The organism is Cupriavidus sp. OV096 (assembly GCF_900115455.1).
In the GTDB taxonomy this organism is placed as follows: Bacteria; Pseudomonadota; Gammaproteobacteria; order Burkholderiales; family Burkholderiaceae; genus Cupriavidus.
This window is the reverse complement of sequence record NZ_FOWM01000017.1, coordinates 39,275-57,490: the sequence shown is the minus strand read 5'-3', so window position 1 is coordinate 57,490 and position 18,216 is coordinate 39,275. Positions and strand designations below refer to the sequence as shown.

Sequence of the window (18,216 nt, the reverse complement as noted above, 5' to 3'; positions counted from 1 at the left end):
TCAGTCCACCTTGACCTTGGCCTCGATGGCCACGCGCTTCCATTTGTCGAGTTCGGCCTGCACGAAGCTGCCGAACTGCTCGGCGTTGAGCGCGCCGGGGCTGGTGCCGTTCTGGGTCAGGTAGGTCTTGGCCTCGGCGCTGTTCATGCTCTTGACCGCTGCGTGGTTCAGCTTCTCCACCAGCGCGCGCGGCAGGTTGGCCGGGCCGTAGAAGCCGATCCACGTGGTGGCTTCGTAGCCGGGCACGCCCTGCTCGGCAATGGTCGGCACGTTGGGCAGCGCCTCGCTGCGCCTGGCCGAGGTCACGCCGATGGCCTTGACCTTGCCGTCCTTCACGTACGGCGCCATGGTCATCACGTCATGGAACAGCGCGGGGATCTGGCCGCCCAGCAGGTCGGCCAGCGCCGGGGACGCGCCCTTGTACGGAATGTGCGTCATCGGCACCTTCGTCATCAGCCGCAGCAGCTCCCCGGACATATGCGTGGCGCCGCCAATGCTCGACGAGCCGTAGGACAGCCCCTCGGTCTGCTTCTTCGCATAGGCCAGGAACTCGGGGAGATTGTTGGCCGGCACCTTGTTGTTGACCACCAGCACGTTGGGCGTGGTGGCCAGCAGCGCGATGTTCGTGAAATCCTTCGACGCGTTGTACGGCAGCTTGGGCCGGATGGCCGGGTTGATCACGTGGTGCGTGGCCGAGACCAGCAGCGTGTAGCCGTCCGGGTTGGCGCGCGCCACGATCTCGGTGCCGATCTGCCCGCTGGCGCCGGCGCGGTTGTCCACCACGAAGGGCTGCTTCAGCTCGGCCTGCATGTCACGGGCGATGCGGCGCGCCAGCAGGTCGGTCATGCCGCCCGCCGGGAACGGCACGACGATGGTGACGGGCTTGGCGGGCCAGTTCTCCTGCGCGAAGGCCGGCGCGGCCAGCGTGGTGGCCAACGTGGTGGCCATCAGGCCGAGACACAGCGAAGGTAGGGATCTGCGTTGCATGCGGTTTGTCTCCTGATTCTTTTTTTAGGATTTTGGCTAGGGGTTGCCGAACGCTTTCAAGGCCGGATGCCGAACTTGCGCACCCCCGCCTCGCGCAGCGGCGCGGCGAGGTTGGCGAACTCGCACAGCAGCGCCCGCGTGTCGCGCGGGTCGATGATGTCCTCGATCACGAAGGCTTCCGCGCTGCGGAACGGCGAGGTCAGGCTGCGCACCCGCTGCTCGATCTCGGCCCGCTTCTGCACCGGGTCGTCGGCGCCCTCGATCTCGGCCTTGTAGGCCACCTCCAGCCCGCCCTCGATCGGCAGCGAACCCCAGTTGGCGGACGGCCACGCATAGCGGAAGTTGAAGCGACCCATGTGCTGGTGCCCCGCCGCCGCCACACCGTAGGCGCGGCGCACGATCACCGAGCACCACGGCACGGTGGCCTGATAAACCGCCGCCAGCGCGCGCACGCCGTAACGCATGATCCCGGCCTTCTCGGCCTCCAGCCCGATCTGGAACCCGGCGATATCGACGAGGTTGACCACCGGCAGGTGGAAGGCCTCGGCCATGTCCAGGAAGCGGGTGAATTTCTCGGCCGTGGGGCCGTCCCAGCCGCCGCCGTAGTAGTACGGGTCGCTGGCGACCACGGCCACGGGCCAGCCATCCAGCCGCGCCAGCCCGGTGACGATGGCGCGGCCCCAGTGCTTGCCGATCTCGAAGAACGAGTCCTGATCGACCAGCGCCTGCACGATCGGCCGGATCTTGTAGACCTGGCGGCTTTCGCGCGGGATGGCGGAGAGCAGCCATTCGTCGCGGCGGCGCGTGTCGTCGGCGGGCGCGGCGCGCGGCGGCAGCTCATACACGGACGGCGGCAGGTAGGACAGGAAGCGGCGGGCCCGGTCGAAGGCCTCTTCCTCGCTCGCCACCTCGTCATCGACCACGCCGTTGCGGGTGTGGATCTGACTGCCGCCCAGCTCGTTCTTTTCCAGGATCTGGCCGATGCGCGCCACCACGGGCGGGCCGGCGTTGAACAGTTGCGTCGTGCCCTTGACCATCACCGAGTAGTGGCTGGCCGCCACGCGCGCCGCGCCCATGCCGGCCACCGAGCCCAGCGCCAGCGACACCACCGGCACCACCGACATGTTCTCCACCACGTGCTGCCACACCTTCATGGTGGGGATATTGGTGTAGCCACGGTTCTCGATATTGCGCACCGAGCCGCCGCCGCCCGTGCCATCGACCAGCCGCACCATCGGCAGGCGCAGGTCGTGGGCCATCTTCTCGGCGTGGATCAGCTTGTCGCCCACCGCGCCGTCGTTGGCGCCGCCGCGCACCGTGAAGTCATCCCCGACCAGCACGGCGGGACGGCCACCCAGATGTGCGCGACCCATCACCAGATTGGCCGGGGTCAGGCCCACCAGCCGGCCATTGCTGTCGTACTGGCCGCTACCGGTGAGCGCGCCCACCTCGCGGAAGCTGCCGGGGTCCGCGATGGCCTCGATGCGCTCGCGCACGGTGAGCTTGCCGGCGTCCTTGTGGCGCTTGACCTTGTCGGGTCCGCCAAGCTCGGCGGCCAGTCGCTTGCGATAGGCCAGTTCGTCGATTTCCGGCTGCCAGGACATGTGTCTCCTCTGTGTCTTCGGGCTTATGGGTATGGGTGTTATCCGAGAGCTAACGCACTACCCGTGCCAGCCATGAAGCACATTGATTTCATTGCGATTTTTTCGACTGGCCGGTAGAGTGTCCGGCACGAGGACACTCAGATGTCCCGCATGGAGACACAATCAATGTCGTCAGTGAAGACACAAAGCCTGGGCGCGCTGGTGCTCGGGCCGGACGGCGAGACCCTCGCCGCCTCGGGCACAGCACGCAATCCGGCCATCGCCCGGGCCGCGCAGGCCGGCGTGGCCGCACTGCCCCCCGCCGAGAACCACCATGCCGGCCGCATTTTCGATATCGAGGTCGATGGCGAGCGCCATATCGGGCTGGCCTTGCTCGATGCCAGCCAACAGACCATCCTGCTGCGCCGCGCGGCGGCCGGGGCGGCGCTGTTCGACTTCCTCGGCGCAGTGCCGTTTGCGGACGCCATCCTCGAACACTTCCTGACCAATCCCTATCAGGCGATCACGGTGGTGGACCACACGGGGTGTATCCGCTTCATCAGTCCCGTCCATGAGGCGTTCTTCGGCCTGCGCACTGGGGAAGGCACGGGGCGCCCCGCCGAGCAGGTCATCCCGAATTCCCGGCTGGGCCACGTGGCGGCGACCGGCAAGGCCGAGATCGGCCAGCTTCAGCGGATGAATGGCGTGACGCGCGTGGTGAACCGGGTGCCCATCGTTGCCGATGGCAAGACGGTCGGCGCGATCGGACAGGTCCTATTCAAGGAGCCGGAGGCCATCGGCCGGATGCACAAGGAGGTGGAGGAACTGCGCTCGCAGCTGGCGCACTACCGGCGCGAACTGCACGGGCTGCGCCAGCGCGACTCGGGAGTGGGCCTGCTGATTGGCGAGAGCGCGCCGATGCAGCGGCTGCGCCGGGAGATCGAGACCGTGGCGCGGCTCGACGTGCCCGTGCTGGTGCTGGGCGAGTCCGGCACGGGCAAGGAACTCGTCGCGCGGGCCATTCACAGTACCGGCCGTGGCGGCCACGGCACGCAAAGCGATGACGAAGGAACGCAGGCCGCGCCGCTGGTCAGCCTGAACCTGGCCGCGTTCCCGGCCACGCTGATCGAGGCCGAACTGTTCGGCCATGCGGCGGGCGCCTTCACGGGCAGCCATCGGCATGGCCAGCCCGGCAAGCTCGAACAGGCAGCCGGCGGCACGCTGTTCCTGGACGAAGTCGCCGATATTCCGATGGAGATGCAGGTCAAGCTGCTGCGCGTGCTGGAAGACCGCATGGTCGAGCGGCTCGGCAGCCGGCAGGCGCGGCGGGTGGATTTCCGGCTCGTGACCGCCACCAACCGCGACATTCAGGCGCTGATCGACGGTGGCCGCTTCCGGCTCGACCTCTACTACCGCCTCAGCGGCGTGGTGCTGCGCGTGCCGGCGCTGGGCCAGCGGCTGGAGGACATTCCCGCCCTGCTCCATCACTTCGTGCAGGCGTTCTGCCAGCGCAACGGCGTGCCGGTGCCGCAGGTCATGCCCGATGTGGCGCGGCACCTGGCCTCGCGGCGCTGGCCCGGCAATGTGCGCCAGCTACGGCAGAAGATCGAGGAAGCGCTGGTGTTCTGCGACGGCAGCCGGCTCCGGGTGCAGGACTTCGCCCGGGGCGAGGAAAACCATATGGCGACCATGGTGGCGCCGGCAACGCACCCGCTCGGGCAGGTCTTCGCGCCCGAGGATGCCCCGGCCCCGGCGGCGGCCCGGCTGCGCGACCTCGCTTATGACGCCGTGCTGCAGGCCATCGCCCGCCATGGCGGCAACAAGAAGCAGGCCGCGCTGGAACTGGGCATTTCCCGCTCCCATCTATATAAGATGCTCGAGCGCGGCGGCGAAGCCTGAACCGGGAATTCCGGAACTAGGCCTTGCCCTGGTTCAGCGCCACGGCGGCACGGATCAGGGCCTTCAGCGCCTTGGCATCGATCTTCTCGCCCTCGCGGAAGTCGATGGCGCGCCGGGTGTTGCCGTCCAGGCTGGAATTGAACAGGCCGGACGGGTCGTCCAGCGAGGCCCCCTTGGCGAAGGTCATCTTCACCGCGCTCTTGTAGGTCTCGCCGGTGCACAGGATGCCGTCGTGGGACCACACCGGCACGCGCCACTTCCATTCCTCCACCACCTCGGGGTCGGCTTCCTTCACCAGCGCGCGCAGGCGGGCGAGGGTTTCGCCGCGCCAGTCGCCCAGTTCCGCGATCCGGGCGTCGATCAGGGCTGCCGGGGACTCGTCCGCTGGCGCGGTGGCCTTGGTTGCGGTCTTGGCCGGGGCTGTGGTCTTCGTCTGGGTCATTCCCGCCTCTCCTCTCGTATTTATCCGCCTTTTGGTGCGTGTATGGTTGTCGAAGTGGCGCACCTTGCCAAGCCCCCGCTGGCGGGCGCTGGCCGGAATCTGCCCGTTTTTTCATGGGCCCCGCCGTCGAGGCCGGGCACCTGCCGTTACAATTGCCCCTCGCCCCAGCATTTCACTGGCCGCTTGCGCAGCACCCCGCAGACGACGCATGGACCACGACTTCACCCTCATCACCACCATCGCCGCCGGCTTCGGCATCGCCCTCGTGCTTGGCTTCCTGGCCGAACGCGTCAAGATTCCCGCCCTGGTCGGCTACCTCGTCACCGGCATCATCATCGGCCCCGGCACGCCGGGCTTCGTCGCCGATGTTCATCTGGCCTCGCAATTATCCGAAATCGGCGTGATGCTGCTGATGTTCGGCGTCGGCCTGCATTTCTCGCTGCGCGACCTGCTCGCGGTAAAACGTATCGCCATTCCCGGGGCAGTGGTGCAGATGGCGATTGCCACCGCGCTGGGCATGCTGGTGGCGTGGATCTGGGACTGGAGCCTGGGCACCGGGCTGGTCTTCGGCCTCTCCCTGTCGTGCGCGAGCACGGTGGTGCTGCTCAAGGCGCTGGAAACCCGCAACGTGCTGGAAACCATGAACGGGCGCATCGCCGTGGGCTGGCTGGTGGTGGAAGACCTCGCCACGGTGCTGGTGCTGGTGCTGCTGCCGCCGCTGGCCGGGCTGCTCGGCGGCACAAACGCCGCGCCAGACCAGGGCGCGCAGGCGCTCGGCTTCACCATCCTCCAGACGCTGCTCCAGGTGGTGGCGTTTATCGCGCTGATGCTGGTGGCCGGGCGGCGCATCCTGCCGTGGCTGCTGTGGCAGGTGGCCAAGACCGGCTCGCGCGAGCTGTTCACGCTGGCCGTGGTGGCCGTGGCGATTGGCATTGCCTATGGGGCGGCCGAACTGTTTAACGTGTCGTTCGCGCTGGGCGCCTTCTTCGCCGGCATGGTGATGCGCGAGTCGGAGTTCAGTCATCGCGCCGCCGAGGAATCGCTGCCGCTGCGCGACGCGTTCTCGGTCCTGTTCTTCGTCTCGGTGGGCATGCTGTTCAAGCCGGCCATCCTGATCGAGCAGCCGCTGCACGTGCTGGCCGTGGTCGCCATCATCGTGTTCGGCAAGTCGCTGGCGGCCTTCGCGCTGGTGCTGGCCTTCCGCTATCCGCTCAATACGGCGCTGACGGTGTCCGCCAGCCTGGCGCAGATCGGCGAATTCTCGTTCATCCTGGCCGGGCTGGGGGTCACGCTGGGGCTGCTGCCGGAGGAAGGCATGAGCCTGGTGCTGGCCGGCGCGCTGATTTCCATCGCGATCAATCCCCTGCTGTTTGCCGGCGTGGAGCCGCTGCGAAAGTGGATTCTCAAGCGATCGGCGCTGGCGCGGCGGCTTGAGCAGCGCGGCGACCCCTACGCCGAGCTGCCGATGACCACCGAGCGCAAGTTTCTGGAAGGCCAGGTGGTGCTGGTCGGCTACGGCCGCGTGGGCAAGCGGATTGCCCAGGCGATGCAGGAGCGCGGCATTCCCTTCGTGATTGCGGACGAGAACCGCGAGCGTGTGGAGTCCCTGCGCCGCGCGGGCTTCGCGGCGGTCTCGGGCAATGCGGCCGACCCGGCGGTGCTGATCCAGGCCCATATCGCCCACGCGGCGATGCTGGTGATTGCCGTGCCGGAGCCGCTCTACGTGCGCCAGATGGTGGAAACCGCCAAGACGCTGAACCCCAACGTGGAGATCGTGCTGCGCACGCATAGCGAGGACGAGTCCGCGCTGCTGCGCAAGGAAGGGCTCGGCACGGTGTTCTATGGCGAGGAGGAACTGGCCAAGGGCATGACCAGCCATGTACTGGGGCGCTTCGTGCCGCGCGGCGCGCATGAGGCCACGGCTTGAGTCGCGTCAGGATCGATTCACGATTACCTCAGGATTGATGCGATTGGCAGAAATCCGATTTCCTTAGCCAGCGTGCGGAAACACGGCGGACCTTGATCTGGATGCGGGTTCGCCCGCGATGAAGTGGCATAGCCTCCCATTCCCGGGAAACTCCCGCCACTACCTCGCGAACCGCTATGAAAGGCTTCCTCGTACTTCCGCTGCTCACCAGTGCCCTGCTCGCCGGTTGCGCCGGCACCGATGTCAACAGCCTGGTCACCGCCGGCACCTCGCTGGCGCAGGCCGCCACCCTGACCGACGCGGAGGTGAAATCGCTGTCGGACCAGGCCTGCGCCGAGTCCGACCAGACCAACAAGACCGCCGGCCCCCGCACCAACTACGCAAAACGCCTCACCAAGGTCATGGCCGGGCTGAAGAACAGCGATGTGCCCAATCTCAACGTGCGGGTGTACCTGACCAAGGACGTCAACGCCTGGGCCATGGCCAACGGCTGCGTGCGGGTCTACAGCGGCCTGATGGACATGATGAGCGACGACGAGGTCCGCGGCGTGCTGGGCCACGAACTCGGCCACGTGGCGCTGGGCCACAGCAAGAAGGCCATGCAGGTGGCCTACGCCGCCACCGCCGCGCGCAGTGCGGTCGGCGCCACCAACGGCGCCATGGCCGCGCTGTCTTCCTCCCAACTGGGTGAACTCGGCGAAAAGCTGGTCAACGCGCAGTTCTCGCAGGCGCAGGAGACCGCCGCCGACGACTTCGCCTTCGACCTGTTGACCAAGAACAAGGCCAATACCAAGGCGCTGGTCACCGCGTTCGAGAAGCTGGCCAAGCTCGATGGCGGCAAGTCGAGCATGTTCGGCTCGCATCCGGGCTCGGAGGCGCGCGCCAAGCATATCGAGGGCCGCATCAGCAAGGTCGCATCGAAGTAAGACCCGTACGATCAATACGAAAAAAGGGGCCTAGGGCGTGGCGATGCCGCGCAACCGGGCCTCCAGCGGGGCGAGCCGCTCGCGCAACAGCGCCTGCAACTGGCGCACCGCCGGCGAGAACTGCTTGCGATGCGGGCAGATCAGGCTGAGCGGCGCGCTCTCGCCCGGCTGGTGCGGCAGCACCACCTCCAACGTGCCCGCTTCCACATCCGCGCAGACATCGAGCCAAGACTTGTAGGCGATGCCCTGCCCCGCCACCGCCCAGCGGCGCGCCACGTCGGCATCGTCGCAGATCATCGCCCCGTTCACCGCCACCAGCCGACGCTTGCCCTCCACCGGGAACACCCATTTGTCATAGAGGCGCCCGCCCAGCAGGTACAGCACGCAGCGGTGGCGCAACAGGTCGTCCAGGCTTGCCGGCCGCCCGTGCGCGGCCAGATAGTCGGGCGATGCCACCAGCACGCGGCGGTTCTCGGGGGCCAGCGGCAGGGCCACATAGCTGGCGTCCTCGGCCAGTCCGTAGCGGATGGCCACGTCGACCGGCTCCCGGAACACATCGCTGACGCGGTCCGAGAGCAGCAGCCGCAGTGACAGGCGCGGATGGCTCGCGCAGAACGCCGTGATCCACGGCAGCAGCACGTTGCGGCCGACATCGGACGGCGCCGACACCTGCAGGACCCCGCTCAGATCCCCCTCCTCGCTCCGGGAACGCTCGTGGCCTTCGTGCAGCAGCGCGAGCACATCGGTGGCGTACGGCAGGTATCGCTCGCCCTCGGCCGTCAGCCGCAGGCTGCGCGTGGAGCGCACGAACAGGCGCAGGTCCAGCTCCCGTTCCAGCCGCTGGATGGCGGCGCTGACCTGCCCAGGCGGCAGATCGGCTTCGCGCGCGGCGCTGGAAAAGCTGCCGAGCGCGGCACTGCGGACAAACAGGGTCAGGTCCTCGAGTCTGAGCATCGGATCATCACGATTTGGGGGCGCGGGGGTGCGGAAAGCGCATTCTGCCGCATCCCCGCTGATTGGGCTGAGGCGGGCGGATCGGAGGTAAGCTGTCGCACCGAAAACGGAGACAGCCCATGAAACCCTATATCACCTTGATCACGCTGGGCGTGGACGATCTGGAACGCTCGCTGCGCTTCTACCGCGATGGCCTCGGCCTGCCGACCGCCGGCATTATCGGGCAGGAATTCGAGCATGGCGCCGCCGTGTTCATCGACCTGCAAGGCGGGACCAAGCTGGCGCTGTTCGCGCGCGAGAACCTCGCCCGCGAGGCCGGCCTGCCGGTGGCGCCGCCCAGTGCCACCGAGTTCTCGATGGCCCACAACGTGCGTAGCGAGGCCGAGGTCGATGCCGTGATGGCACAGGCGAAACAGGCCGGCGCGACCATCACCAAGCCCGCGCAGAAGACCTTCTGGGGCGGCTATGCCGGTCACTTCCAGGACCCGGACGGCCACCTGTGGGAAGTGGCGTACAACGTCCACCTGCTGCCGCCGGACGGGATGTGACAGTGGACCGGCCTAGCGTGCCGGCTGCAAAGGTTGCGCCGGCTGATACGGTTCGAGCCGCGCCGGGCAGAGCACCTTCATCGGCGCACTGATGCAGCGTCTTACGTGGTGCCCCGCTCGATGATGCGGAAGCCCACGTCGATCACCGACTCGGGCACCGGCTCGCCCCGAAAACGCGCCAGCAACTGCCGCGCGGCCAGTTCGCCGATCTGCGCGCCATCCACGTGGACGGTGGTCAGCGGCGGGTTCATATGCGCGGCGAAGTCGGCGTCGCCGAAGCCGCAGATCGCCAGATCCTGCGGCATGCGCAGCCCGCGCGCGTGTGCTTCGATCATCACGCCTTGCGCGAGCTGGTCGGAACTGCAATAGATTGCCTCGATGTCCGGGGCCTGCGCCAGCAGGTCGGCCAGCGCCTTGCGGCCGTATTCAAGGCTGCTCGGGGCGGGCACCACCACGGTCGGCACATCGTGGCCCACCGTGGACAGGAAGCCCTCGCGTCGCACGGCGGCCCGCTGGTCGTCGCCGGTGGCGATGGCCAGCCGGCGCCGCCCCTGCCCGAGGAAGTAGCCGGCGATGGCGCTGCCCACCTTGAGGTGCGAGAAGCCCACCGCCATGTCCACGGGCCGATCGCTCAAATCCCATGTCTCCACCACCGGAATGCCGGCGCGGCGCAACTGGTCGCGCGCGGTCTGCGAATGGATCAGGCCGGTCACCACGATGCCGTCCGTGCGACGGCTGATCATCGTGGCGAGCAGCGCCTCCTCCCGGGCGTGATCGTAGCCGGTCTGGCCGAGGATCAACTGGTAGCCGGCGGCGTCCAGCGCATCGGTCAGCGCCTTCACGGTCGGCAGGAACTGCTGCACAGCGATGTTCGGCACCAGCGCGGCCACCATCAGGCTCTTGCGGGACTTCAGCCCGCCGGCCAGCAGGTTCGGGATGTAGCCGGTCACCGCCACGGCCTCGCGCACGCGCGCGATGGTGGCCTCGGACACCATGCCCGGATTGCTCAACGCCCGCGAGGCGGTAATCAGCGAGACGCCGGCCTGCCGGGCGACATCATGGAGCGTGACGGACTTCGACGCTGGAGCTTGGGGCATGCGGGTTCTGGCGGGTTTAAGCGGATTGGATGGAGATACGATGTCGGCCGACGGGTTGACCCAGTCGTATGACAACGTTAGCATTCTACCGACGATTGCCTGAACTGGCGCGCATCCCGGCCATAAACAACGATCACGTGGCCAATACGACGCATCCCAGCCGGGCATTCCGCCCTTGAATGACAACGTTGTCATACCCTGAAAAGGAACCCGCATGTCTCCCGATTCGATCGCCTGGATCCGCCTCTCTTCCTGCTACCTGCCGCTCGCCACCCCGATCAGCGACGCAAAGGTGCTGACCGGCCGACAGAAGCCGATGACCGAGGTGGCCATCCTGTTCGCCGAAATCCAGACCGCCGATGGCCACGCCGGGCTCGGCTTCAGCTATTCCAAGCGGGCCGGCGGCCCCGGCCAGTACGCCCACGCCTGCGAGATCGCCCCGGCCCTGCTGGGCGAGGACGCCAGCGACATCGCCAGGATCTGGGACAAGCTGTGCTGGGCCGGCGCCTCGGTGGGACGCAGCGGCCTGTCCACGCAGGCCATCGGCGCGATCGACGTGGCGCTCTGGGACCTGAAGGCGAAGCGCGCCGGCCTCTCGCTGGCCAAGCTGCTGGGCGCCCACCGGGACGCCGTGCGCTGCTACAACACCTCGGGCGGCTTCCTGCACACCCCGCTGGACCAGCTCAAGGTGAACGCGGCGGCGTCCGTCGAGCGCGGCATTGGCGGCATCAAGCTCAAGGTGGGCCAGCCAGACCGCGCCGAAGACCTGCGCCGCGTGGCCGCCGTGCGCGAGCACCTGGGCGATGCCCTGCCGCTGATGGTCGATGCCAACCAGCAGTGGGACCGCCCCACCGCGCAGCGCATGTGCCGCACCTTCGAGTCGTTCAACCTGGTCTGGATCGAGGAACCGCTGGACGCCTACGATCACGAAGGCCACGCCGCGCTGGCCACGCAGTTCGACACCCCCATCGCCACCGGCGAGATGCTGACCAGCGCCGCCGAACACTGGGACCTGATCCGCCACCGCGCCGCCGACTACCTGATGCCCGACGCGCCGCGCGTGGGCGGCATCACGCCGTTCCTGAAGGTGATGGCGCTGGCCGACCACGCCGGGCTGATGATTGCGCCGCACTTCGCCATGGAACTGCATGTGCATCTGGCGGCAGCGTATCCGCGCGAGCCGTGGGTCGAGCATTTCGACTGGCTCGAACCGCTGTTCAACGAGCGGCTGGAGATCCGCGACGGCCGCATCACCGTGCCCACGCGCCCCGGCCTGGGCGTCTCCATCAGCGAGCAGGCCCGCGCCTGGACCCGCGCGCAGACGGAGTTCGGCGCCCAGCCCTGAGCCTCGCCCCGGGGCGGTCTCTGACTTATCAGAGATCGCCCGATACACGCCCTCCGCACGACCCACACACATCACGCCGTGCCATATTGGCCCAATGCGCGCTTGACACCACCGGATGCGCTTCCTTAAATGATCCCGTCCCCACGAAATCCATGCCGGACTTTGCGATGGCTGTCGCCGACGATCCGCAGCGCAAGAAAGAAGAACTCCGGAGCTTCCTGTTCCTGACCGCCGTGATGGTGCCGGTGCTGACCGTCATCGTCGTGGCCGGGTACGGATTCATCGTCTGGATGACCCAGCTCGTCAGCGGCCCGCCCACGCATTGATTGGCATGGACCGACGTCGCCCGGTGGGGTGACGCCTGCAGTTCCTGTAGCACTGAACGACGCGGCCTGCTGCCGCAAGGACAGTCATGCCAGGTACCACGCATTCCACCCCCGAGCCGCCACTCCCCACGGCGCAGCCGGGAGACACCCGCGCAGAGAGCCCCGATGACGCCGATGCGCAGCAGTGGCACATCGCCGGCGTGCTCGTGCACACCCAGCCGGCGAGCCTCGATGCCGTGCGCGGCGCCATCGCCGGTTTGGCCGGTGCCGAGATCCACGCCGCCAGCGACGCCGGCAAGCTCGTCGTCACGCTGGAAGCCCCCACCTCACGCGCCATCGCGGCGCATCTGACGTTCCTCCATCAGCTGGACGGCGTGCTGGCGGCCACCCTGGTCTACCAGCACAACGAGGATGCGTGCGACATGGACACGGAGATTGTCGATGAAAGTCACTCGCCGGGACTTTATTAAGCAGACGGCCGTGGCCGCCACCGCCTCGGTGGGCGGCATTCCGCTGGGCGCGGACGCGGCCAACTTCGTCACGGACAGCGACCTGACCCGCCTGAAATGGGACAAGGCGCCCTGCCGCTTCTGCGGCACCGGCTGCGGCGTGACCGTGGCGGTCAAGGAAAACAAGGTGGTGGCCACCCAGGGTGACCCGCTGTGCGAGGTCAACAAGGGCCTGAACTGCGTGAAGGGCTACTTCCTGTCCAAGATCATGTACGGGCAGGACCGGCTGACCAAGCCGCTGCTGCGCATGAAAAACGGACAGTACGACAAGAACGGCGAGTTCCAGCCCGTGACCTGGGACAAGGCGTTCGACGTGATGGCCGCCCAGTTCAAGCGCGTGCTGAAGGAGAAAGGCCCCACGGCGGTCGGCATGTTCGGCTCGGGCCAGTGGACGATCTGGGAGGGCTACGCCGCCTCCAAGCTGATGAAGGCCGGTTTCCGCACGAACAATATCGACCCGAACGCCCGTCACTGCATGGCCTCCGCCGTGGCCGGCTTCATGCGCACCTTCGGCATGGACGAGCCGATGGGCTGCTACGACGATATCGAGGTGGCCGACGCCTTCGTGCTGTGGGGCTCGAACATGGCCGAGATGCACCCGATCCTGTGGACCCGGGTGACGGACCGCCGCCTCTCCGCGCCCAAGACCCGCGTGGCGGTGCTGTCTACCTTCACCCATCGCTCCTACGAACTGGCCGACCTGCCGATCATCTTCACGCCGCAGACCGACCTGGCGATCCTGAACTACATCGCCCACTACATCATCACCAATAACAAGGTCAACAAGGACTTCGTCAACAAGCACACGGTGTTCAAGCAGGGCGTGACCGATATCGGCTACGGGCTGCGCCCGGACCACCCACTGCAGAAGAAGGCCAAGAACGCGGCCGACCCCAACGCCGCCACGCCGATCACGTTCGACGATTTCGCCAAGTTCGTGGCGAAGTACGACGTGGCCACCGTCAGCAAGCTCTCCGGCGTGCCGCGCGACAAGCTCGAACAGCTGGCCGCCCTCTACGCCGACCCGAACATCAAGGTCGTGTCTTTCTGGACCATGGGCTTCAACCAGCACACGCGCGGCAGCTGGGCCAACAACATGGTCTACAACATCCACCTGCTGACCGGCAAGATCGCCACGCCGGGCAACAGCCCGTTCTCGCTGACCGGCCAGCCCTCGGCCTGCGGCACCGCGCGCGAGGTGGGCACGTTCTCGCACCGGCTGCCGGCGGACATGCTGGTGGCCAACCCCAAGCACCGCGAGACCGCCGAACGGATCTGGAAGATCCCGGCCGGCACCATCCCCGAAAAGCCCGGCTACCACGCCGTGCTGCAGAACCGCATGCTCAAGGACGCCAAGCTCAACGCGTACTGGGTGCAGGTGAACAACAACATGCAGGCGGCGGCCAACCTGATGGAGGAAGGGCTGCCGGGCTACCGGAACCCGGAAAACTTCATCGTGGTCTCGGACGCCTACCCCACCGTGACCGCGCTCGCGGCGGACCTGATCCTGCCTGCCGCCATGTGGGTAGAGAAGGAAGGCGCCTACGGCAACGCCGAGCGGCGCACCCAGTTCTGGCATCAACTGGTCGATGCCCCCGGCGAGGCCCGTTCGGACCTGTGGCAGTTGGTGGAGTTCTCCAAGCGCTTCAAGATCGAGGAAGTCTGGCCGGCGGACCTGATCGCCAAGATGCCGGAGGTCAAGGGCAAGACGCTGTTCGATGTGCTCTACCGCAACGGCCAGGTGGACAAGTTCCCGCTCAAGGAAGTCAACCCGGACTACCACAACGATGAAGCCAAGGCGTTCGGGTTCTATATCCAGAAGGGGCTGTTCGAGGAATACGCGAGCTTCGGCCGGGGCCACGGCCACGACCTGGCCCCGTTCGACGCCTACCACGAGGCGCGCGGCCTACGCTGGCCCGTGGTCAACGGACGCGAAACCCTGTGGCGCTACCGCGAGGGCAGCGACCCCTACGTGAAGGCCGGCACCGGCTTCCAGTTCTACGGCAACGCGGACGGCCGCGCGGTCATCTTCGCCCTGCCCTACGAGCCCGCCGCCGAGTCGCCGGACAAGGAATACCCGTTCTGGCTGGCCACCGGCCGGGTGCTGGAGCACTGGCATTCCGGCTCGATGACCCGGCGGGTGCCCGAGCTGTACCGCGCCTTCCCCAACGCCGTGGTGTTCATGCATCCCGAGGATGCCAAGGCGATGGGACTGCGGCGCGGCGTGGAGGTGGAGGTGGTGTCCCGGCGCGGGCGCATGCGCTCCCGGATCGAGACGCGCGGGCGCGACCAGCCGCCGCGCGGGCTGGTCTTCGTGCCGTGGTTCGACGCCAGCCAACTGATCAACAAGGTGACGCTGGACGCCACCTGCCCGATCTCGCTCCAGACCGACTTCAAGAAGTGCGCGGTCAAGATCGTGAAGGTATAGGGGGGCCACGCCATGCGATCAACAGTCTGGATGGGTTGGATCCTCGCCAGCCAGTTCGTGCTGGCCGGCGCGCAGGCCCAGTCCGAGGGAAAGGGGCTGACCGACGCCATGCGCGGTCCCACGCCCATCGGCAGCGAGTCCAAACCGCCCCTGCTCTACCCCACCGAGAACAAGGACGTGCGCCGCACCCGCAACTACACCATGCAGCCGCCGACCATCCCGCACAAGATCGACGGCTACCAGCTCGACAAGGACTACAACCGCTGCATGTTCTGCCACGCGCGCACCCGCACCGAGGAGACCCAGGCGATTCCGGTCAGCATTACGCACTACATGGACCGGAACAACAACGTGCTGGCCGATGTCTCGCCCCGGCGCTACTTCTGCACCCAGTGCCACGTGCCGCAGGCCGACGCCAAGCCGCTGGTCGGCAACACGTTCACGGACGTGGAGACCATGCTGAAGAAACCGGCGGCGCCCAAGGGCACTGCAGCCAAGAAATAAGACCTGGCGGACTAGCGCGATGCTCGACCTGCTCAAACGATACTGGCGCACCATCAACCGGCCCAGCGCGTATTTCAGCCTCGGCTTCCTCACGCTGGGCGGCTTCATCGCGGGCGTGGTGTTCTGGGGCGCGTTCAACACGGCGCTGGAGTTCACCAATACCGAGAAGTTCTGCACCGGCTGCCACGAAATGCGCGACAACGTGTACCAGGAGCTGCAGGGCACCATCCACTTCACCAACCGCAGCGGCGTGCGCGCCAAGTGCTCGGACTGCCACGTGCCGCACAACTGGACCGACAAGATGGCCCGCAAGATGCAGGCATCGAAGGAGGTCTGGGCCAAGATCTTCGGCACCATCGACACCCGCGAGAAGTTCCAGGCCCATCGGCTGGAGCTGGCCCAGCACGAGTGGGCGCGCTTCAAGGCCAACGACTCGCTCGAATGCCGCAACTGCCACGACTACCAGTCGATGGACTTCACGCGGCAGAGCCCGCGCGCCCAGGCCATGCACTCCACCTACCTCGCCAACAAGGAGCGGACCTGCATCGACTGCCACAAGGGCATTGCGCACCGGCTGCCCGATGTCTCCAAGGCCGAGGGCAGCGAATGACCCACGCCGCGCGCGCCCGTTCCCGCTCCCGACCCCGTTCCGGCTGAGGCCCGCCCCATGCTCGCGGCCCACCAGCTCGCCTTTGCCCGCGCCGGCCGCGCCGTGTTCCATGGCATCGACATCGACCTGGCGCCGGGACAGGCCATCGCCCTGACCGGGCCCAATGGCAGCGGCAAGTCCACGCTGCTGCGGGTGCTGGCCGGGCTGCTGGTGCCGCTGGCCGGCGCCGTGACCTGGCAAGGGCGGCCCGTGCGCGGTGGCGATCCGGACTATGGGCGAGCGGTGGCCTACCTCGGCCACCACAATGGGCTCGATGCCGAGATGAGCGCCACCGAGCAACTGGTCTACGCGGCGCGGCTGGCCGGCCACCGGGTCACGCCGGAGGCAGCGCGGGCGGCGCTGGCGGACGCCGGGCTCGCGCGGATGGCCGATGCGCGCCTGCGTACGCTCTCCCAGGGCCAGCGGCGGCGTATGGCGCTGGCGCGGCTGACCCTCACACCGCGCCCGCTGTGGCTGCTGGATGAGCCGCTGGCGGCGCTGGACGCCCCCGCCGCCGACCACTTCCGCACCCGCCTCGACGCCCATCTGGCCGCCGGCGGCATGGCCGTGATCGCCCTGCACGGCCCGCTGGCGCTGCCACTGGCAACGGCGCGCGGCAGGCTGCGCGGGCTCGCGCTGGAGGGCACCGCCTGATGCATGCCTTCGGCGCCACGCTCGTCCATGACCTGAAGCTGGCCTGGCGCCGGCGCGACGGCCTTGTCGCCACGCTGGTGTTCTTCGTCATCGCCGCCAGCCTGTTCCCGCTCGCCATCGGCCCCGATCCGCAGCAACTGCGCGCGCTGGCGCCCGGCATCCTGTGGGTGACGGCGCTGCTGGCGTCGATGCTGTCGCTGTCGCGCCTGTTCGCCGCCGATCATGCCGAAGGCAGCCTGGAGCAGATGCTGCTGTCCCCGGCGCCGCTGGCGCTGCTGGTGCTGGCCAAGATCTGTGCGCACTGGCTGACCAGTGGCCTGCCACTGCTGGTGCTGACGCCGGTGCTGGCGCAGCAGTACTCGCTGCCGGCCGGGGCCACGTGGATGCTGGCGGCGTCGCTGCTGATCGGCACGCCGGTGTTGAGCCTGATCGGCGCGGTGGGCGCGGCGCTGACGCTGGGCGTGCGCGGCGGCGCGGTGCTGCTGTGCATCCTCGTCCTGCCGCTCTGCGTGCCGGTGCTGGTCTTTGGCGCCGGGGCCGGCGCGGCGGCGGATGCCGGGCTCGACGTCATGCCGCAGTTGTCGCTGCTGGGCGCCTGCCTGGCACTGGCGCTGTGCCTGTGTCCGCCGGCCGCCGCTGCCGGCCTGCGCATTGCCATGGAGTGAGACGATGGGACCCTCGGCCGACTTGCCCCGCTCCGCCAGACTGCCCCAGCCCTCCCGGTCGCGCTGGCTGACCTACGCCTCCCCGGCCCGCTTCGACCCGCTGGCCCGGCGGCTGGTGCCATGGTTCGCCGTGGCGGCAGCGCTGCTTCTGATCGCCGGGCTCTACCTCGGCTTCGGCGTGGCGCCGACGGACGCCCAGCAGGGCGAGGTCTATCGCATCATCTTCATCCACGTGCCGGCAGCGTGGATGTCGATGTTCATCTACCTCGTGATGGCCAGCTACTGCGCGCTGGCGCTGGTGCTGCGCACGCGGCTCTCGTCGATGATGGCCTCCGCGCTGGCCCCCACCGGCGCGCTGTTCACCTTTATCGCGCTCTGGACCGGCGCGCTGTGGGGCCAGCCGACCTGGGGCACGTGGTGGGTCTGGGACGCCCGGCTGACCTCCGAACTGATCCTGCTGTTCCTCTACCTCGGCTTTCTCGCGCTGGAAAACGCCATCGACGACCCGCGCCGCGCCGAGCGTGCCTGCGCGGTGCTGGCGCTGGTCGGCGTGGTGAACATCCCCATCATCTATTTCTCGGTGCAGTGGTGGAACACGCTGCATCAGGGCGCGTCGGTGAGCCTGACCGCCGCGCCATCCATGGCGCACCCCATGCTGGCCGGCATGCTGCTGATGACGCTGGCCTGCTGGATGTACACGATTGCCGTGGCGCTGGTGCGCGTGCGCTGCATCCTGCGCGAGCGCGCCGAGCCGCGGCTGATCTAACGAGAAC

Annotated in this window: 18 protein-coding genes; 13 read left to right on the top strand and 5 right to left on the bottom strand. The window is 67.9% G+C overall.

Going from position 1 to position 18,216, the window contains the following annotated elements:
• Together BM115_RS25480 and BM115_RS25475 are read right to left on the bottom strand one after the other, a co-directional pair.
• On the bottom strand, positions 1 to 987 hold the full coding sequence (locus BM115_RS25480) for a tripartite tricarboxylate transporter substrate binding protein (protein WP_092301197.1): 987 nt from the start codon (positions 985 to 987) through the stop codon (positions 1 to 3).
• 56 nt (positions 988 to 1,043) lie between these two features.
• Positions 1,044 to 2,591: an acyl-CoA carboxylase subunit beta gene (locus tag BM115_RS25475; protein WP_092301194.1), complete on the bottom strand. Its 1,548-nt coding sequence runs from the start codon at positions 2,589 to 2,591 to the stop codon at positions 1,044 to 1,046.
• 165 nt (positions 2,592 to 2,756) lie between these two features.
• Between BM115_RS25475 and BM115_RS25470 the strand changes: the two genes are divergently transcribed.
• Complete coding sequence (locus BM115_RS25470; protein ID WP_092301191.1) at positions 2,757 to 4,469, top strand: sigma-54 interaction domain-containing protein; 1,713 nt, start codon at positions 2,757 to 2,759, stop codon at positions 4,467 to 4,469.
• 16 nt (positions 4,470 to 4,485) lie between these two features.
• Here the strand turns inward: BM115_RS25470 and BM115_RS25465 are convergent, their stop codons facing one another.
• On the bottom strand, positions 4,486 to 4,911 hold the full coding sequence (locus BM115_RS25465; RefSeq protein WP_092301188.1) for a DUF1801 domain-containing protein: 426 nt from the start codon (positions 4,909 to 4,911) through the stop codon (positions 4,486 to 4,488).
• Positions 4,912 to 5,119: 208 nt separating this feature from the next.
• On the opposite strand from BM115_RS25465, the gene ybaL reads away from it, so the two are divergent.
• Positions 5,120 to 6,838: a cation:proton antiporter domain-containing protein gene (gene ybaL, locus BM115_RS25460; RefSeq protein ID WP_092301184.1), complete on the top strand. Its 1,719-nt coding sequence runs from the start codon at positions 5,120 to 5,122 to the stop codon at positions 6,836 to 6,838.
• Positions 6,839 to 7,014: 176 nt separating this feature from the next.
• The gene (locus BM115_RS25455) at positions 7,015 to 7,764 is read left to right on the top strand and encodes a metalloprotease LoiP (protein ID WP_092301181.1); all 750 of its coding nucleotides are present in this window, start codon (positions 7,015 to 7,017) and stop codon (positions 7,762 to 7,764) included.
• A gap of 30 nt (positions 7,765 to 7,794) precedes the next feature.
• Here the strand turns inward: BM115_RS25455 and BM115_RS25450 are convergent, their stop codons facing one another.
• The gene (locus BM115_RS25450) at positions 7,795 to 8,718 is read right to left on the bottom strand and encodes a LysR family transcriptional regulator (RefSeq protein WP_092301178.1); all 924 of its coding nucleotides are present in this window, start codon (positions 8,716 to 8,718) and stop codon (positions 7,795 to 7,797) included.
• 119 nt (positions 8,719 to 8,837) lie between these two features.
• Here BM115_RS25450 and BM115_RS25445 point away from each other — a divergent pair, with 119 nt between their 5' ends.
• Positions 8,838 to 9,266, top strand: a complete 429-nt coding sequence (locus tag BM115_RS25445) for a VOC family protein (protein WP_092301176.1) — start codon at positions 8,838 to 8,840, stop codon at positions 9,264 to 9,266.
• A gap of 101 nt (positions 9,267 to 9,367) precedes the next feature.
• Here the strand turns inward: BM115_RS25445 and BM115_RS25440 are convergent, their stop codons facing one another.
• On the bottom strand, positions 9,368 to 10,363 hold the full coding sequence (locus BM115_RS25440) for a LacI family DNA-binding transcriptional regulator (protein ID WP_092301173.1): 996 nt from the start codon (positions 10,361 to 10,363) through the stop codon (positions 9,368 to 9,370).
• Between the two features lie 214 nt (positions 10,364 to 10,577).
• On the opposite strand from BM115_RS25440, the gene BM115_RS25435 reads away from it, so the two are divergent.
• The 9 genes from BM115_RS25435 (at position 10,578) to BM115_RS25395 (ending at position 18,209) form a co-directional block, all read left to right on the top strand.
• On the top strand, positions 10,578 to 11,708 hold the full coding sequence (locus BM115_RS25435) for an L-talarate/galactarate dehydratase (protein WP_092301170.1): 1,131 nt from the start codon (positions 10,578 to 10,580) through the stop codon (positions 11,706 to 11,708).
• A gap of 167 nt (positions 11,709 to 11,875) precedes the next feature.
• A complete protein-coding gene (gene napE, locus BM115_RS25430) occupies positions 11,876 to 12,034 on the top strand; it encodes a periplasmic nitrate reductase, NapE protein (protein ID WP_092301325.1) in 159 nt (52 codons plus the stop codon).
• 86 nt (positions 12,035 to 12,120) lie between these two features.
• Positions 12,121 to 12,504: a chaperone NapD gene (locus BM115_RS25425; protein WP_092301167.1), complete on the top strand. Its 384-nt coding sequence runs from the start codon at positions 12,121 to 12,123 to the stop codon at positions 12,502 to 12,504.
• Positions 12,476 to 14,971: a periplasmic nitrate reductase subunit alpha gene (gene napA / locus BM115_RS25420; RefSeq protein ID WP_092301164.1), complete on the top strand. Its 2,496-nt coding sequence runs from the start codon at positions 12,476 to 12,478 to the stop codon at positions 14,969 to 14,971. Before BM115_RS25425 ends, napA begins: the two co-directional genes overlap by 29 nt.
• 30 nt (positions 14,972 to 15,001) lie before the next feature.
• Entirely contained in the window at positions 15,002 to 15,475 is a 474-nt protein-coding gene (locus BM115_RS25415; RefSeq protein ID WP_255370982.1) for a nitrate reductase cytochrome c-type subunit, read from the top strand.
• 19 nt (positions 15,476 to 15,494) lie between these two features.
• Complete coding sequence (locus BM115_RS25410; RefSeq protein WP_092301158.1) at positions 15,495 to 16,085, top strand: cytochrome c3 family protein; 591 nt, start codon at positions 15,495 to 15,497, stop codon at positions 16,083 to 16,085.
• A 57-nt stretch (positions 16,086 to 16,142) separates the two neighbouring features.
• Complete coding sequence (gene ccmA, locus BM115_RS25405) at positions 16,143 to 16,778, top strand: cytochrome c biogenesis heme-transporting ATPase CcmA (RefSeq protein ID WP_092301155.1); 636 nt, start codon at positions 16,143 to 16,145, stop codon at positions 16,776 to 16,778.
• Positions 16,778 to 17,443 carry a heme exporter protein CcmB gene (ccmB, locus tag BM115_RS25400; RefSeq protein WP_092301152.1) on the top strand — a complete coding sequence of 222 codons (666 nt, stop codon included), beginning with the start codon at positions 16,778 to 16,780 and terminating at the stop codon, positions 17,441 to 17,443. The genes ccmA and ccmB overlap by 1 nt, the downstream gene beginning before the upstream one ends.
• A 4-nt stretch (positions 17,444 to 17,447) precedes the next feature.
• Positions 17,448 to 18,209 carry a heme ABC transporter permease gene (locus tag BM115_RS25395; RefSeq protein ID WP_092301149.1) on the top strand — a complete coding sequence of 254 codons (762 nt, stop codon included), beginning with the start codon at positions 17,448 to 17,450 and terminating at the stop codon, positions 18,207 to 18,209.
• Positions 18,210 to 18,216 lie beyond the last annotated feature (7 nt).

Excerpts from the sequence above, each read along its gene's own strand:
- BM115_RS25425 (WP_092301167.1), top strand. The coding sequence starts at position 12,121 with ATGCCAGGTACCACGCATTCCACCCCCGAGCCGCCACTCCCCACGGCG.
- BM115_RS25475 (WP_092301194.1), bottom strand. The coding sequence starts at position 2,591 with ATGTCCTGGCAGCCGGAAATCGACGAACTGGCCTATCGCAAGCGACTG.
- BM115_RS25445 (WP_092301176.1), top strand. The coding sequence starts at position 8,838 with ATGAAACCCTATATCACCTTGATCACGCTGGGCGTGGACGATCTGGAA.
- ccmA (WP_092301155.1), top strand. The coding sequence starts at position 16,143 with ATGCTCGCGGCCCACCAGCTCGCCTTTGCCCGCGCCGGCCGCGCCGTG.
- BM115_RS25435 (WP_092301170.1), top strand. The coding sequence starts at position 10,578 with ATGTCTCCCGATTCGATCGCCTGGATCCGCCTCTCTTCCTGCTACCTG.
- BM115_RS25415 (WP_255370982.1), top strand. The coding sequence starts at position 15,002 with ATGGGTTGGATCCTCGCCAGCCAGTTCGTGCTGGCCGGCGCGCAGGCC.
- ccmB (WP_092301152.1), top strand. The coding sequence starts at position 16,778 with ATGCATGCCTTCGGCGCCACGCTCGTCCATGACCTGAAGCTGGCCTGG.
- BM115_RS25450 (WP_092301178.1), bottom strand. The coding sequence starts at position 8,718 with ATGCTCAGACTCGAGGACCTGACCCTGTTTGTCCGCAGTGCCGCGCTC.
- BM115_RS25465 (WP_092301188.1), bottom strand. The coding sequence starts at position 4,911 with ATGACCCAGACGAAGACCACAGCCCCGGCCAAGACCGCAACCAAGGCC.
- BM115_RS25480 (WP_092301197.1), bottom strand. The coding sequence starts at position 987 with ATGCAACGCAGATCCCTACCTTCGCTGTGTCTCGGCCTGATGGCCACC.
- ybaL (WP_092301184.1), top strand. The coding sequence starts at position 5,120 with ATGGACCACGACTTCACCCTCATCACCACCATCGCCGCCGGCTTCGGC.
- BM115_RS25395 (WP_092301149.1), top strand. The coding sequence starts at position 17,448 with ATGGGACCCTCGGCCGACTTGCCCCGCTCCGCCAGACTGCCCCAGCCC.
- BM115_RS25470 (WP_092301191.1), top strand. The coding sequence starts at position 2,757 with ATGTCGTCAGTGAAGACACAAAGCCTGGGCGCGCTGGTGCTCGGGCCG.
- BM115_RS25440 (WP_092301173.1), bottom strand. The coding sequence starts at position 10,363 with ATGCCCCAAGCTCCAGCGTCGAAGTCCGTCACGCTCCATGATGTCGCC.
- napE (WP_092301325.1), top strand. The coding sequence starts at position 11,876 with ATGGCTGTCGCCGACGATCCGCAGCGCAAGAAAGAAGAACTCCGGAGC.
- BM115_RS25410 (WP_092301158.1), top strand. The coding sequence starts at position 15,495 with ATGCTCGACCTGCTCAAACGATACTGGCGCACCATCAACCGGCCCAGC.
- BM115_RS25455 (WP_092301181.1), top strand. The coding sequence starts at position 7,015 with ATGAAAGGCTTCCTCGTACTTCCGCTGCTCACCAGTGCCCTGCTCGCC.
- napA (WP_092301164.1), top strand. The coding sequence starts at position 12,476 with ATGAAAGTCACTCGCCGGGACTTTATTAAGCAGACGGCCGTGGCCGCC.